At 76.0% G+C, this 13,060-nt stretch carries 13 protein-coding genes; 7 read left to right on the forward strand and 6 right to left on the reverse strand.

The window, feature by feature from the left end:
* Positions 1–8 precede the first annotated feature (8 nt).
* Complete coding sequence (locus ACF0H8_RS09120) at positions 9–1,604, reverse strand: 5-oxoprolinase/urea amidolyase family protein (RefSeq protein WP_395288627.1); 1,596 nt, start codon at positions 1,602–1,604, stop codon at positions 9–11.
* Positions 1,591–2,352: a LamB/YcsF family protein gene (locus tag ACF0H8_RS09125; protein ID WP_395288628.1), complete on the reverse strand. Its 762-nt coding sequence runs from the start codon at positions 2,350–2,352 to the stop codon at positions 1,591–1,593. Before ACF0H8_RS09125 ends, ACF0H8_RS09120 begins: the two co-directional genes overlap by 14 nt.
* 62 nt (positions 2,353–2,414) lie before the next feature.
* Between ACF0H8_RS09125 and ACF0H8_RS09130 the strand changes: the two genes are divergently transcribed.
* Positions 2,415–3,752 carry a M20/M25/M40 family metallo-hydrolase gene (locus ACF0H8_RS09130; protein WP_395288629.1) on the forward strand — a complete coding sequence of 446 codons (1,338 nt, stop codon included), beginning with the start codon at positions 2,415–2,417 and terminating at the stop codon, positions 3,750–3,752.
* Positions 3,753–3,780: 28 nt separating this feature from the next.
* Here ACF0H8_RS09130 and ACF0H8_RS09135 read toward each other — a convergent pair whose 3' ends face one another.
* On the reverse strand, positions 3,781–4,005 hold the full coding sequence (locus tag ACF0H8_RS09135; protein WP_395288630.1) for a DUF5703 family protein: 225 nt from the start codon (positions 4,003–4,005) through the stop codon (positions 3,781–3,783).
* Positions 4,006–4,115: 110 nt separating this feature from the next.
* Here ACF0H8_RS09135 and ACF0H8_RS09140 point away from each other — a divergent pair, with 110 nt between their 5' ends.
* Positions 4,116–4,403 carry a DNA primase gene (locus ACF0H8_RS09140; protein ID WP_395288631.1) on the forward strand — a complete coding sequence of 96 codons (288 nt, stop codon included), beginning with the start codon at positions 4,116–4,118 and terminating at the stop codon, positions 4,401–4,403.
* Between the two features lie 45 nt (positions 4,404–4,448).
* Here the strand turns inward: ACF0H8_RS09140 and ACF0H8_RS09145 are convergent, their stop codons facing one another.
* Positions 4,449–5,441 carry an aldo/keto reductase gene (locus ACF0H8_RS09145; protein ID WP_395288632.1) on the reverse strand — a complete coding sequence of 331 codons (993 nt, stop codon included), beginning with the start codon at positions 5,439–5,441 and terminating at the stop codon, positions 4,449–4,451.
* Between the two features lie 118 nt (positions 5,442–5,559).
* On the opposite strand from ACF0H8_RS09145, the gene ACF0H8_RS09150 reads away from it, so the two are divergent.
* Positions 5,560–6,420, forward strand: a complete 861-nt coding sequence (locus tag ACF0H8_RS09150; protein WP_395288633.1) for an undecaprenyl-diphosphate phosphatase — start codon at positions 5,560–5,562, stop codon at positions 6,418–6,420.
* Positions 6,421–6,511: 91 nt separating this feature from the next.
* Positions 6,512–7,780 (forward strand): cysteine--1-D-myo-inosityl 2-amino-2-deoxy-alpha-D-glucopyranoside ligase, encoded by a 1,269-nt coding sequence (gene mshC, locus ACF0H8_RS09155; RefSeq protein WP_395288634.1) that lies wholly within the window; start codon positions 6,512–6,514, stop codon positions 7,778–7,780.
* A gap of 72 nt (positions 7,781–7,852) precedes the next feature.
* Here the strand turns inward: mshC and ACF0H8_RS09160 are convergent, their stop codons facing one another.
* On the reverse strand, positions 7,853–8,809 hold the full coding sequence (locus tag ACF0H8_RS09160; protein WP_395288635.1) for a PAC2 family protein: 957 nt from the start codon (positions 8,807–8,809) through the stop codon (positions 7,853–7,855).
* A gap of 57 nt (positions 8,810–8,866) precedes the next feature.
* Between ACF0H8_RS09160 and ACF0H8_RS09165 the strand changes: the two genes are divergently transcribed.
* Entirely contained in the window at positions 8,867–9,568 is a 702-nt protein-coding gene (locus ACF0H8_RS09165) for an HAD family hydrolase (protein ID WP_395288636.1), read from the forward strand.
* Between the two features lie 4 nt (positions 9,569–9,572).
* Here ACF0H8_RS09165 and ACF0H8_RS09170 read toward each other — a convergent pair whose 3' ends face one another.
* Positions 9,573–10,544 (reverse strand): PD-(D/E)XK nuclease family protein, encoded by a 972-nt coding sequence (locus tag ACF0H8_RS09170; RefSeq protein ID WP_395288637.1) that lies wholly within the window; start codon positions 10,542–10,544, stop codon positions 9,573–9,575.
* Between the two features lie 151 nt (positions 10,545–10,695).
* Here ACF0H8_RS09170 and ACF0H8_RS09175 point away from each other — a divergent pair, with 151 nt between their 5' ends.
* Both ACF0H8_RS09175 and ACF0H8_RS09180 read left to right on the forward strand, forming a co-directional pair.
* Positions 10,696–11,850, forward strand: a complete 1,155-nt coding sequence (locus ACF0H8_RS09175; protein WP_395288638.1) for a site-2 protease family protein — start codon at positions 10,696–10,698, stop codon at positions 11,848–11,850.
* A gap of 70 nt (positions 11,851–11,920) precedes the next feature.
* Positions 11,921–12,994 carry a tRNA (adenine-N1)-methyltransferase gene (locus ACF0H8_RS09180; protein WP_395288639.1) on the forward strand — a complete coding sequence of 358 codons (1,074 nt, stop codon included), beginning with the start codon at positions 11,921–11,923 and terminating at the stop codon, positions 12,992–12,994.
* Positions 12,995–13,060: the final 66 nt, after the last annotated feature.

The following is a 13,060-nucleotide window of genomic DNA, read 5'->3' on the forward strand; positions in this document are numbered from 1 at the left end:
GTGGGCTCCTAGGCTCGGGCGAACCGGAGGGCGTCCCCGGGCCGCACCTGGGCCAGCCGGTCCAGGTCGGCGTGGCGGACGACGGCGATGACGGGGTACCCGCCGGAGGTGGGGTGGTCCGCGAGGAGCACCACGGGGAGCCCGGACGCCGGCACCTGGACGGCCCCGGCGACGGTGCCCTCGCTCGGCAGCTCCTGGGTGCGCGCCCGCGACAGCGGCTCGCCGTCGAGGCGCAGCCCCACCCGGTTCGACCGGTCGGTGACGGTCCACGCGGCGGCGTACAGCCGCGCGACCGCGTCGGGCGTGAACCAGTCCTCGCGCGGGCCGGGCACCACGGCGAGGGTCACCGGCCCGTCCGGCCAGTCCCGCGCCGGGTCGGGGCCGGCGACGACGGCGCCGGGGCGCGGGGGGAGCACCGGCACGCCGGCCCCCGCCTCCAGGAGCGCCGGGCCGATGCCCGACATCGTGTCCGTGGACCGGCTGCCCAGCACGACGGCGGCGTCGAGGCCGCCGCGGACGGCGACGTACGAGCGCAGGCCCGCGGCCGGCGGACCGAGGCTCAGCGTGTGGGAGTCGCGCAGCGCGAACGGCGCGTCGGTGCGCGGGCGGAGCACCACGGCGCCGTCCGGCGCGGTGACGGTCAGCGGCGCCGGCGCGCCGGTGACGGCGAGCACCTGGTCGCCGCGGGCGGTCAGGCGCAGGCCGCCCATGACGGTCTCCACCACGGCCGCGCCGCGGTCGTTGCCGACCAGCCGGTTCGCCCGCACCGCGGCGCCGCGGTCGAGGGCCCCGGACGGGCAGACGCCCAGGTCCAGGTAGCCCGGGCGGCCCAGGTCCTCGACGACGCTCTGCAGCCCGGGCTCCGCGACGACGAGGGCGCCACCCGGCGGCTCGGCACCCGGCGCGTCGGCGACGTCGCGGGGTGCGGTCGCCGGGGCGCTCGGGATGGCCGCGACGTCGTCGGCGGTGCTGGTGCTCGCGACGATCTCCCGGACGGCGCGGTACCGGACGCGGTTGCCCGGCCGCACCAGGGCCGGCTCCGGCCGGTCGAGGTCCCACATCCGGGCGCCGGTGCGCCCTATGAGCTGCCAGCCGCCGGGGGAGTCGCGCGGGTAGACGGCGGAGAAGTGCCCGGCGAGCGCCACGGAGCCGGCCGGCACCGAGGTGCGCGGCGCGGCGCGCCGGGGCACGTCGAGCGCGTGGTTCTCGCCGACCAGGTACGCGAACCCCGGGGCGAAGCCGCCGAAGGCCGCGGTCCAGGTCTGCCCGGTGTGCGCGGCCACCACGCCCTCGACGCTCAGGCCGGTCAGGTCGGCCACCTCGGCGAGGTCGGCGCCGTCGTACACCGTGTCGATCGTGACGAGGCGGTCGTCCTTGGCCGCGCCACCGCGGGCAGGCAGCACGGCGAGCTCGGCGGCGAGGCGCTCCACGTCGGCCGGGTCGCCGGCCAGCACGAGCACCGTCTCGGCCGCGGCGAGGACGTCGAGCTGACCCTCCAGCGGGTCGGCCACGAGGGTGTCGTGGAGGTCGATGACCTCCTGCAGGCTGCCGCAGCCGACCAGCACGGCTCGGTCCCCGACCGCGCGGACCTCACGCACCGGCACCCAGGAAGCTCGTCACGTTCACCCCCGCATCCTCCAGCGCCTCGCGCACCGCGGTGGCGATGGCGACGGCGCCGGGGGTGTCGCCGTGCACGCAGATGCTCTCGGCGTCCACGGCGATCGTCTGGCCGTCGATGGTCTCCACCGTCGAGTCCGTGGCCATCCGGACCACCCGGGCCGCCACGGCGTCCGGGTCCTCGATGACCGACCCCTCGAGGCGGCGGGAGACCAGGGAGCCGTCCGCGTTGTAGGCGCGGTCCGCGAAGGCCTCGACGACGGGGCGGAGCCCGGCCTCCCGCGCCTCCCGCTGGATCACGCTGTTCGGCAGCACCAGGATCGGGAGCGAGTCGTCCAGGGTCCGGATGGCCTCGACGACGGCCCGGGCCTGCTCCCGGTGGTGCGCGATGGTGTTGTACAGGGCGCCGTGCGGCTTGACGTAGCGCACCGTGGTCCCCGCCGCGGCGGCCATCGCCTGCAACGCCCCGATCTGGTAGAGCACGTCGTTGGTGAGCTCGGCGGGGGAGACGTCCATGAACCGGCGGCCGAAGCCGGCGAGGTCGCGGTAGGCGACGTGGGCGCCCACGGTCACCCCCTCGCGCGCCGCGGCCTCGCACGTGGCTCGCGCGGTCACCGGGTCGCCGGCGTGGAACCCGCAGGCCACGTTGGCGCTCGAGACGACCCGCATGATGGCCACGTCGTCCCCCATCGTCCACGAGCCGAAGGACTCACCGACGTCGCTGTTGAGGTCCATGGCCCGATTGTTCCCCCCTCCCGTGGCGGTCGTCACCCCGGCGCCTGGGTAGCCTGCTCCCCATGACCGCCCAGCCCCGCCCGGCACCGGCGACGGTCCGGCCCGAGGACGAGGTGGTGGGGATCTGCCGGGACCTCATCCGCATCGACACGTCCAACTTCGGCGATGACTCAGGGCCGGGGGAGCGCGCCGCCGCCGAGCTGGTCATGGGCCTGCTCACGGAGGTCGGCTGGGAGCCGGAGCTCGTCGAGCCCCGCCCGGGCCGCTCCAGCGTGCTGCTGCGCATCCCGGGCACCGACCCCACCCGGGGCGCCCTCGTGCTGCACGGCCACACCGACGTCGTGCCCGCCGAGGCCGCCGACTGGTCGGTCGGCCCCTTCGCCGGCGAGGTGCGGGGCGGCATGCTGTGGGGCCGCGGCGCGGTGGACATGAAGGACATGGACGCGATGATCCTGGCCCTCGTGCGGGACATGGGCCGCACCGGCTGGCGCCCGCCGCGCGACGTCGTCGTCGCGCTCATGGCGGACGAGGAGGCCGGCGGCAAGCTCGGCGCCCACTGGCTGGTCGAGCACCGGCCGGACGTCTTCGCCGGCGCCACCGAGGCGGTCAGCGAGGTGGGCGGGTACTCCGTGGAGGTCGACGGGCGCCGGGTCTACCTGCTCCAGACCGCCGAGAAGGGCCTGGCGTGGCTGCGCCTGCTCGCCGAGGGCACCGCCGGGCACGGCTCGCAGGTCAACGAGGACAACGCGGTCACCCGGCTGGCGGGCGCCGTGCACCGCATCGGCGAGCACGCCTGGCCCACCCACCTGACCGGCACCGTGCGCCGGCTCCTGACCGGGGTGGCGGAGCTGACCGGCACCACCTTCGACCCGGGGGACCCCGAGGGCGTCGCCCGCCTCGTCGACGCGCTGGGCCCGACGAAGAAGTTCGTCGGCGCGACCCTGCGCACGGGCGCGAACCCGACCCAGCTGCGGGCGGGGTACAAGGCCAACGTCATCCCGGGCGGGGCCAGCGCCGCCGTCGACGTGCGGCCCATCCCGGGCGACGAGGAGGAGGTCTACGCGACCATCGAGCGTCTGGCGGGGCCGGGCGTGGAGATCGAGGCGATCCACCAGGACTTCGGGTTCGAGGTGCCGTTCGAGGGCGGCCTGGTCGACGCGATGGTCGCCGCCATCGACCGGGAGGACCCGGGGGCCGTCGTCCTGCCGTACATGCTCTCGGCGGGGACGGACAACAAGGCGCTGCGGCGCCTGGGCATCACCGGCTACGGCTTCGCCCCGCTGCGGCTGCCGGCGGACCTGGACTTCGCGGGGATGTTCCACGGCGTCGACGAGCGCGTGCCCACCGACGGCCTGCGCTTCGGCACACGGGTGCTCGAGCACCTGCTGCGCACCTGCTGACGGCGCGCGCGGACGTCCGTCGGCGTGCTCAGAAGAGTGTGCTGGGCACCTTCATGGCCTTGCGGCGCAGCCACACCTTCCGGGTGCCGCCGACGTAGATGCGGGTCCTGGCCAGCTCCCACCGGCCGTACTCGGCCTCGTCGGTCAGCAGGCGGCGCACGTCGCCGCCGCTGACGGTCCTCGGCAGCGTGACGGTCCGGTACTCGTAGTAGGTCGCACCGCCGTCACGCTGGGACGCGTAACGCTGGTTCATCCTCGGCATCCCCACATGCTCCCTCCCCCTCGCCGTCGACGGAAATCCTGGGGCGTCAGCCCAGGTCAGCATGGGCTGTGCCGTACCTGCCGTGGCGCTAGGCTCGGCCCATGGCTAACGACCCCCGTGCTGCTCTCGACCGACTCATCGCCGCGTTCGAGGCACACTACGACGCCGTGGCGGCGGCGCAGGACAGCGACGCACCAGCAGTCGTGGCAGCCGCGAACACCCTCATGGACGCCTTCGACACCTACGACGACGCCCTGTTCACCGGCTTCGGGGTCGACACGCCCTTCGACATCTACTCCGACGAGGACGAGGACGACGAGGAGGACTTCGAGGACGACGAGGACCTCGAGGACGACCTCGACGAGGAGCTCGACGACGAGGAGCGGTGACCACCCGCTCCCCGGCGGCCCGCGGGCCGCCGGGGAGCGTTCTGCTCAGAACCTCTCGGGGTAGCCCAGGTCGATGCCGGTGACCTCGTCCAGCACCGACCGGATCGGCTGCGGCAGCTCCAGGTCGGTGGCCGCCAGCACGCCGCGCAGCTGCCCGGCGGTGCGGGCGCCGGCGATCGCGGCGGACACGCCCGGGGCGTCGCGCACCCAGGCCAGCGCCACCTCCAGCGCGCCGCGGCCCAGGCCGGCCGCCGCGGTGGTCACCGCCTCGACCACGCCGTGCGCGCGGTCGTTGAGGTAGGGCTCCACGAAGCCGCGCAGGTGGGGCGACGCCGCCCGCGAGCTCGCCGGCACCGTGCTGCGGTACTTGCCGGTCAGCACGCCCCGGCCCAGCGGGGACCACGCCAGCACGCCGGCGCCGAGCGCCCGCGCGGCCGGCACCACCTCCCGCTCCACCCCCCGCTGGAGGAGGGAGTACTCCACCTCCACGGCGGCCAGGCCGGGGCCGGCCGACCCCCACGCCCCGCCGGGCGCGAGGAGCGTGGCCGCCCGCGCCGTCGTCCACGCGGGGAAGTTGGACAGGCCGACGTAGCGGGTGCGGCCGGAGCGCACCGCGTGCTCGAGCGCGCCGAGGGTCTCCTCGAGCGGCGTGGCGGGGTCCGGGGACTGCACCAGCCACAGGTCCAGGTGGTCGGTGCCCAGGCGGGCCAGCGAGGCGTCGAGGGTGTCCAGCAGGGAGCCGCGGGAGGCGTCCACCACCCCGCCGCCGTCGGCGGTGCGGCGGGTGCGCACCCCGGCCTTGGAGACCAGGACGAGGTCCTCGCGGTCCACCTCGCTGGCCAGCAGCGCGCCGATGACCCGCTCCGCCTCGCCGTCGCCGTAGGAGGCGGCCGTGTCCACGAGGTTCCCGCCGGCGTCGAGGAAGACCTCGAGCTGCTCGGACGCCTCGTGCTCGTCGGTGTCCCGGCCCCACGTCATGGTGCCCAGCCCGACGCTGGAGACCGTGAGACCCGTCCGACCGACCCTGCGCTGCTGCATAGCCCCACGGTAGTGGCCGAAACGGCGGCGGGCCGTGCGCGTGGGCTTCGCCACGCGTGCTCCGTCGCGGGCGCCGCGCCCGGCCCCGCCGTGGGGCCCTGACGTAGGGTGACCCACCGTGACGTGGCTGGAAGCAGTGATCCTCGGGCTCGTGCAGGGCCTGACCGAGTTCCTCCCCATCTCGTCGAGCGCCCACCTGCGCATCGTCGGTGACCTGATGGGGTCCGACCCGGGCGCGGCCTTCACCGCGATCACCCAGATCGGCACCGAGACGGCGGTGGTCCTGTACTTCCGCAAGGACATCGGCCGGATCATCAAGGCGTGGATCGGGGCGCTGCCGGTCGGCCCGTGGAAGAACACGGTGCCGCGCACCGACCCCGACGCCCGCATGGGCTGGTACGTCATCGTGGGGTCCGTCCCGATCGTCGTGCTCGGCCTGCTGCTCGAGGACGCGATCGACGACGTCTTCCGCAACCTGTACCTGACCGCGCTCACTCTCGCCCTGTTCGCGCTCATCCTGTGGTTCGCGGACGCCACCTCGCGGCGCACCAAGATGCTCGAGCACATGACCTGGCGCGACGGCATCCTCTTCGGGCTCGCGCAGGCGATGGCGCTGATCCCGGGCGTGTCCCGCTCGGGCGGCACCATCACCGCCGGGCTTCTCATGGGCTACACCCGTGAGGCCGCCGCCCGGTACTCCTTCCTGCTCGCCATCCCCGCGGTGATGGGGTCCGGCTTCTACAAGCTCTTCACCGACGGGCTCGACGGCGGCGTCGACCCGGGCCCGACGCTCGTCGCGACCGTCGTCGCGTTCGTCGTCGGCTACGCGGTCATCATCTGGTTCCTCAAGCTCGTATCCACGCGCAGCTACCTGCCGTTCGTCATCTACCGGCTGCTCCTCGCGGTGGTCGTGGTGGTCCTGCTCGGCGCCGGCGTCCTCCAGGCGATGCCCGAGGTCACCGTCAGCACGATCGGCTGAGCCGCGGCGCCCGGCGTCCCGGCCGGGCGGGTCGTTCCGCTCCCCGGCCCCCGGCGGAGGAGGGGCGACGCCGCAGGTTAAGGTCACCTTCGTGCATGCCTGGACCGCCCCCGACCTTCCCGACCTGCCCGACGGCGGTGCCCTGGTGCACCTGCGCGACACGACGGCCGGCGCGCTCGCACCGACCCGCCCGGCCGGCGAGCCGGCCACCCTGTACGTCTGCGGGATCACGCCCTACGACGCCACGCACCTCGGCCACGCCAACACCTACGTGGCGTTCGACCTCCTGGTGCGGGCGTGGCGCGACGCCGGCCGCGACGTGCGGTACGTGCAGAACGTCACGGACGTCGACGACCCGCTGCTGGAGCGGGCGGCGGAGACCGGTGAGGACTGGCGCCGCCTCGCGGAGAGCCAGACCGAGCTGTTCCGCTCCGACATGACGGCGCTGCGCGTCCTCCCGCCCGACCACTACGTCGGCGCGGTCGAGGCGATCCCGCTGGTGGTCGAGGCCGTGGAGCGCATGCTGGCCGAGGGCCAGGCCTACCGGGTGCCCCTGCCGGAGGGCGCCGGCGGCGACGACCCCGGGCTCGGGGACGTCTACGCGGACGTGACGGCCGACCAGCTCTTCGGCACCGGTGCGCACCTTGAGCCGGCGCGCATGCTCGAGGTCTTCGCGGAGAACGGCGGCGACCCTGACCGGGCCGGCAAGCGGCACGCGCTGGACCCGCTGCTGTGGCGCCGCACCCGCGAGGGCGAGCCGGACTGGGACGGCGGGTCGCTGGGCCGCGGCCGGCCCGGCTGGCACATCGAGTGCGCCTGCATCGCGCACCGGCACCTGGGCCCGCTGGTGGAGGTGCAGGGCGGTGGCCGGGACCTGGTGTTCCCGCACCACGAGATGAGCGAGTCGCACCTGCGGGCGATCACCGGGCAGCCCGCCCCGGTGCTGCTGCACGCCCACGGCGGGATGGTCGCCTACCGCGGCGAGAAGATGAGCAAGTCCCTCGGCAACCTCGTGCTCGTCTCCGAGCTCGTGGCCGGCGGCGCCGACCCCATGGCCGTGCGGCTGGTGCTGCTCTCGCACCACTACCGCGACGACTGGGAGTACACCGACTCCGACCTGGTGGCCGCCGGCGAGCGGCTCGGCCGGTGGCGCGCCGCCATGTCCGCCTCGGCCGGCCCGGACGCCTCCCGGCTGCTCGCCGCGGTGCGCGCGGCGCTGGCCGACGACCTCGACGCCCCGGCGGCGCTGGGCGCGGTGGACGCCTGGGTCGACGTCGCGCTGGCCGGCGGCGACGGCGTCGACGGCGCACCGGACCTGGCGCGCCGCACCGTCGACGCGCTCCTCGGCGTCGCCGTCTAGGCAGCGGGCCGGCGGCCGGCCCGGGGCCCCGGGGCCGCCCGCCGGCCTGGGCCCCCGGCCGGCCGCCGCGGCTCAGATGCCGGAGGGCCCGGGCGGGCCGCCCTTGTCGCCCTTGTCCCCGCGCAGGTCGCGGCGGCGCAGGTAGCGCTCGAACTCCCGCGCGATCGCCTCGCCGCTCGCCTCGGGGAGCTCGGCCGTGTCCTTGGCCTCCTCGAGCTGCTGGATGTACTCCGCGACGTCGGGGTCCTGGCCGGCGAGCTCGTCCACCCCGGCCTGCCAGGCGCGCGCGTCGTCGGGCAGGTCGCCGACCGGCAGCGGCTCGCCCACGAGCTCCTCCAGGCGCAGCAGCAGGGCCAGCGTGGCCTTGGGGGAGGGCGGCTGGGCCACGTAGTGGGGCACCGCCGCCCACACGCTCAGCGTGTGCAGCCGCCGCTCGGACGCGGTGTGGACCAGCACCCCGACGATGCCGGAGGGGCCCTCGTAGTCCGACCCCTCCACGCCGAGCAGCGCCTGGACCTGCGGGTCGTTGGAGGTGGTCTGCACCGGGATGGGCCGCGAGTGCGGGACGTCCGCCAGCAGCGCGCCGATGCCCACCACGGTCCCGACGCCGAGGCCCTCGGCGACGTCGAGGATCTCGTCGCAGTAGTCGCGCCACCGGAAGGACGGCTCGACGCCCTGGACCAGCACGAGGGTGCGCCCGGAGATGGGCGTGCGGGTGACCGAGATCGTGGTGGACGGCCACGTCAGGGTGCGCCGGCCGTCCTCGTCCACCCCCACGTGCGGCCGGTTGACCTGGAAGTCGTGGTAGTCCTGCGGGTCGAGCTCGTGGACGACCTCGGCGTCCCAGGCCTCGGCGATGAGGTCCAGCGCCTGGGTCGCGGCCCCGCCGGCGTCGTTCCAGCCCTCGAAGGCCGCCAGGAGCAGCGCGGGAGGCACGTCCTCGTCGGGCGTCGTGGCCCCGGGGGCGGCCTCGGCCGCGGGGGGCGGCTCGTGGCGCGGCGCCCGGGGGTCGGCGTCGGAACTCGTCATGTGCCCACCCTAGGCGCGCCCGCCCGCCCGGTCGCACCCGGCGGGTAAGGTCGGCGGGTGAGCACGCCCGACCTTCCCGCCGCGGTCCTGTGGGACATGGACGGCACCCTGGTGGACACCGAGCCCTACTGGATGGCCGCGGAGGCGGCGCTGGTGGCCCGCCACGGCGGCACCTGGACGCACGAGCAGGCCCTGCAGCTGGTCGGCAGCGACCTGCGCGCCGCCGCGCGGACGATCCGCGAGCAGACCGGCATCCCCGGCACGGACGACGACATCGTCGCGGCGCTCCTCGAGCGCGTGGTGGCGAGCGTCGCCGAGCAGGGCGCACCCTGGCGTCCCGGCGCGCTGGCGCTCCTGGCCGGCCTGCGCGAGGCCGGCGTGCCGTGCGCGCTCGTGACGATGTCCTACACCGTGCTCGCCGAGGCGATCGTGGCCGCGGCCCCCGCGGGCACCTTCGCGACCGTGGTCACCGGGGACCAGGTCGCCCGCGGCAAGCCCCACCCCGAGGCCTACCTGACCGCCGCCGCGCGTCTGGGCGTGGACGTGACACGCTGCGTGGCCGTCGAGGACTCGCCGACCGGCGTCGCGTCCGCGCTGGCGGCCGGGGCACGGACCGTCGCCGTCCCGCTCATGCTGCCCATCGGGCCCGCCGACGGGCTGAGCCGCCTGCGCAGCCTCGAGGGCGTCGTCCTCGACCTGCTCGCCCGCGTCGCCGGCGGCGAGGTGGTGGACGAGCTGACCGCCGTCGCGGCCCGCTGACCCGTCAGCGCGCCGCCTGCGCCGTGAGCAGGTGATCGATGCCGTCCTCCGGCGCGGTCGGCGGGCGTCCCCCGAACGCGGGGCAGTGGGCCTGGAAGCTGCACCAGTCGCACAGCCGGGACGTCCTGGGCGCGAAGTCGCCGGAGCGGGCCGTGGCGGCGATCGTCCGCCACAGCTCGTCCAGCTCGCGCTCGAGCTGGACCAGCTCGGCCTCCTCGGGGTCGTGGGCCAGCGTGCGGCCGTCCCCGAGATAGACGAGCTGCAGCCGGGCCGGCACGGTGCCGTGCAGCCGCCAGAGCACGAGCCCGTAGAAGCGCATCTGGAAGAGCGCCTCGTCCGCGAAGCGCGGCCGCGGCGAACGTCCCGTCTTGTAGTCCACCACCCGCACCGCGCCGTTGGGCGCGACGTCGAGCCGGTCGACGAACCCGCGCAGCAGGACGCCGGAGCTCAGCTCGGTCTCCACGAGCAGCTCACGCCGGGCGGGCTCCAGGCGCGTGGGGTTCTCCATGCGGAAGTACTGGGTGAGCAGGCTGCGGGCCTGGGCGAGCCAGGCGCCGAGGTCCTCAGGCCCGGTGAACATCGACAGCACCTCGGGCCGCCGCTCCTGGAGCTCGGCCCACTGCGGGTCCAGCAGCCGCTGCGCGGCGTCCTCGGTCCGCTGCGCGGCGGGCAGGTCGAACAGGTGCTCCAGGACGGCGTGCACCAGGGTCCCCTTGACGGCCGCGACCGACGGCGGCTCGGGGAGCCGGTCCACGGTGCGGAACCGGAACAGCAGCGGGCACTGCTTGAAGTCCTTCGCGCGGGACGGCGACAGGGCCGCCCGGCGCCGCGCGGCGCCGGTCTCCTCGGGGCTCGCCGCGCTGCCGGGCGTGGGTGCGGCGGCGACGTCCGCCTCGGGCGTTGCGGTGGCCGGGCCCCCGAGGGGCGCCGCGGCGCCCAGGGCCTCGAGCTCGGGGGAGGCGACGATCTGCTGCATGGCGCCACGCTAACCGCCGGCGCCGACATCCCCGCGGACCGCTGTGGGTGAGGCGCGGGACCGGCGGCCCCCACCGGCCGGGCGGGCGCCGCCGCAACCGGCGACCTGGCGCCGCCCCCGGCGGGGGAGACCTCCCCCGTAGGCTGAGGACGTGAGCCGCCCCACCCCCGACCAGGCGCGCGCCCCCCGTGTGGGCTCGCGCACCACGACCGGCTGGGTGATCGGGAGGGTCGGCGGGACCCCGGTGGTGCTGGCGCCGTCCTGGTTGCTGATCGCGGCGGTGCTGATGCTGATCTACTTCCCGACGGTGCGCGCGTGGGTCCCCCGCGCGCCCACCGGCACGGTCGTGCTCACCACGGTGGCGTTCGTCGTCATGCTGTTCGTCTCCGTCCTGGTGCACGAGTTCGCCCACGGGCTGACGGCCCGCCGGTTCGGGGTGCACCCGCGCGAGTACGTCGCCACCTTCTGGGGCGGGCACACCTCCTTCACGCAGGAGCTGCCCACCGCCGGCGCCTCCGCCGTCGTCTCCGCGGCCGGGCCGGCGGCCAACGCGGCCCTGGCGGGGCTGGCCTGGCTGGCCACCTCGCTGCTCGAGCTGGACATCACCGCCTGGCTCGTCCTGGCGGGGGCGGTGTTCTCCAACCTGCTGGTCGCGGGCTTCAACCTGCTGCCCGGCCTGCCGCTCGACGGCGGGCGGGTGCTCGAGGCGCTGGTGTGGGCGGTCACCGGGGACCGCGCGCGCGGCACGGTCGTCGCGGCCTGGGGCGGGCGGGTGGTCGTGGTGGCCGTCGCGGCGTGGTTCCTGCTCGAGCCCCTGACCCGGGGCAGCAGGCCTTCCGTCACCACGCTGCTGTGGGTCGCCGTCCTGGGCTCCTTCGTGTGGTCCGGCGCGGGCCGGTCGCTCGAGGCGGCTGCGCTCCAGCGCTCCGCCCGGGACCTGGACCTGCGGGCGCTCGCGGCGCCCGCGGTGACGCTGCCCGCCGCCGCGCCCCTCGCGGAGGCGGACGGCGCGATCGCCGGCGGCGCCGCCGTCGTTCTGCAGCAGGACGGGCTCCCGGTGGGGCTCGTGGACCCGGCGGCGGCCGCGCGGGTGCCGTGGAAGCAGCGTCCCGTGACCCCGCTGCACGCGGTCGCCCGCGCCCTGAGGCCCGAGCAGGTCGTCTCCCAGCTGGCGGGTCCGGAGGCGCTGGACGCCGTCGCGCGGGCCCAGCGGCACGGCCCGGCGGTGGTGCTCACGGCCGCCGGCGTCGTCGTCGGCGTCGCCGAGGTCGCCCGGGTGGCCGCCTACCTCAGGACGCGCGGCTAGCGTCCGCGCGGCCAGGCCGGTGCAACGCGCGGTGCCGGCGTGCCGGTCGCGGACCGTAGACTCGCCCGTCGTGACCAGCGAACACTCCGACGACGCCCCGCTCGGCCCCGCCCGCCGGCGCGGCCTTCTGCGCGCGGGGGAGCGGGTGCAGCTCACCGACTCCAAGGGACGGCTGCACACGATCCTGCTGACCCACGACGGGTACTTCCAGAGCCAGCGCGGCTCCTTCCGGCACTCCGAGCTCATCGGCCGGCCCGAGGGCACCGTGCTCACCACCGCCACCGGCCACCAGCTGCTGGCGCTGCGGCCGCTGCTGAGCGACTACGTGCTGTCCATGCCGCGCGGCGCCGCCGTCGTCTACCCCAAGGACGCCGGCCAGATCGTCCAGATGGGCGACATCTTCCCCGGCGCCCGGGTGGTCGAGGCCGGCGTCGGCTCCGGCGGGCTGAGCATGAGCCTGCTCTCCGCGGTCGGCGAGCGCGGCCACCTGCTGTCGGTGGAGCGCCGGGAGGACTTCGCCGACATCGCCCGCGGCAACGTCGAGTCCTGGTTCGGCGGCCCGCACCCGGCCTGGGACGTGCGCGTCGGCGACCTCGCCGAGGTGCTGCCCGCCGCCGTCGACCCGGGCAGCGTCGACCGGGTGGTGCTCGACATGCTGGCCCCCTGGGAGAACCTCGAGGTCGTCGCCGACGCCCTCGCGCCCGGCGGCGTCCTCGTCGCCTACGTCGCCACCACCACCCAGCTGAGCCGGTTCGCCGAGGACGCGCGCGCCACCGAGCGCTTCACCGAGCCGCAGGCGTGGGAGTCCATGGTCCGCACCTGGCACCTGGAGGGCCTGGCCGTGCGCCCCGACCACCGGATGGTCGCGCACACCGGCTTCCTCGTCACCACGCGCCGCCTCGCGCCCGGCACCACGCCGCCGCAGCGCACCCGCCGCCCCGCCAAGGGCGCCTACCCCACGGACGGCGAGTGGTCGCCGGAGGACGTCGGGGAGCGGAGCATCTCCGACAAGAAGGTCCGCCGGGTGCGCCGGGACATCCACCGCCGCGCGGAGATCGAGGTGAGCGGGATGGCCTCCCAGCCGGGCAGCCGCCCGGCCGGCCCCGAGGCCGGCGAGGACCTGCTGAGCCACCCCGAGGAGTAGCCGCGCCCGACGGCGCCCGCCGCACCGGACTGCCGCGGCGCCCGCTCACGCCCCGCCCGGCGGGCC

The organism is Georgenia sp. AZ-5, from assembly GCF_043952095.1.
Lineage (GTDB): Bacteria > Actinomycetota > Actinomycetes > Actinomycetales > Actinomycetaceae > Georgenia.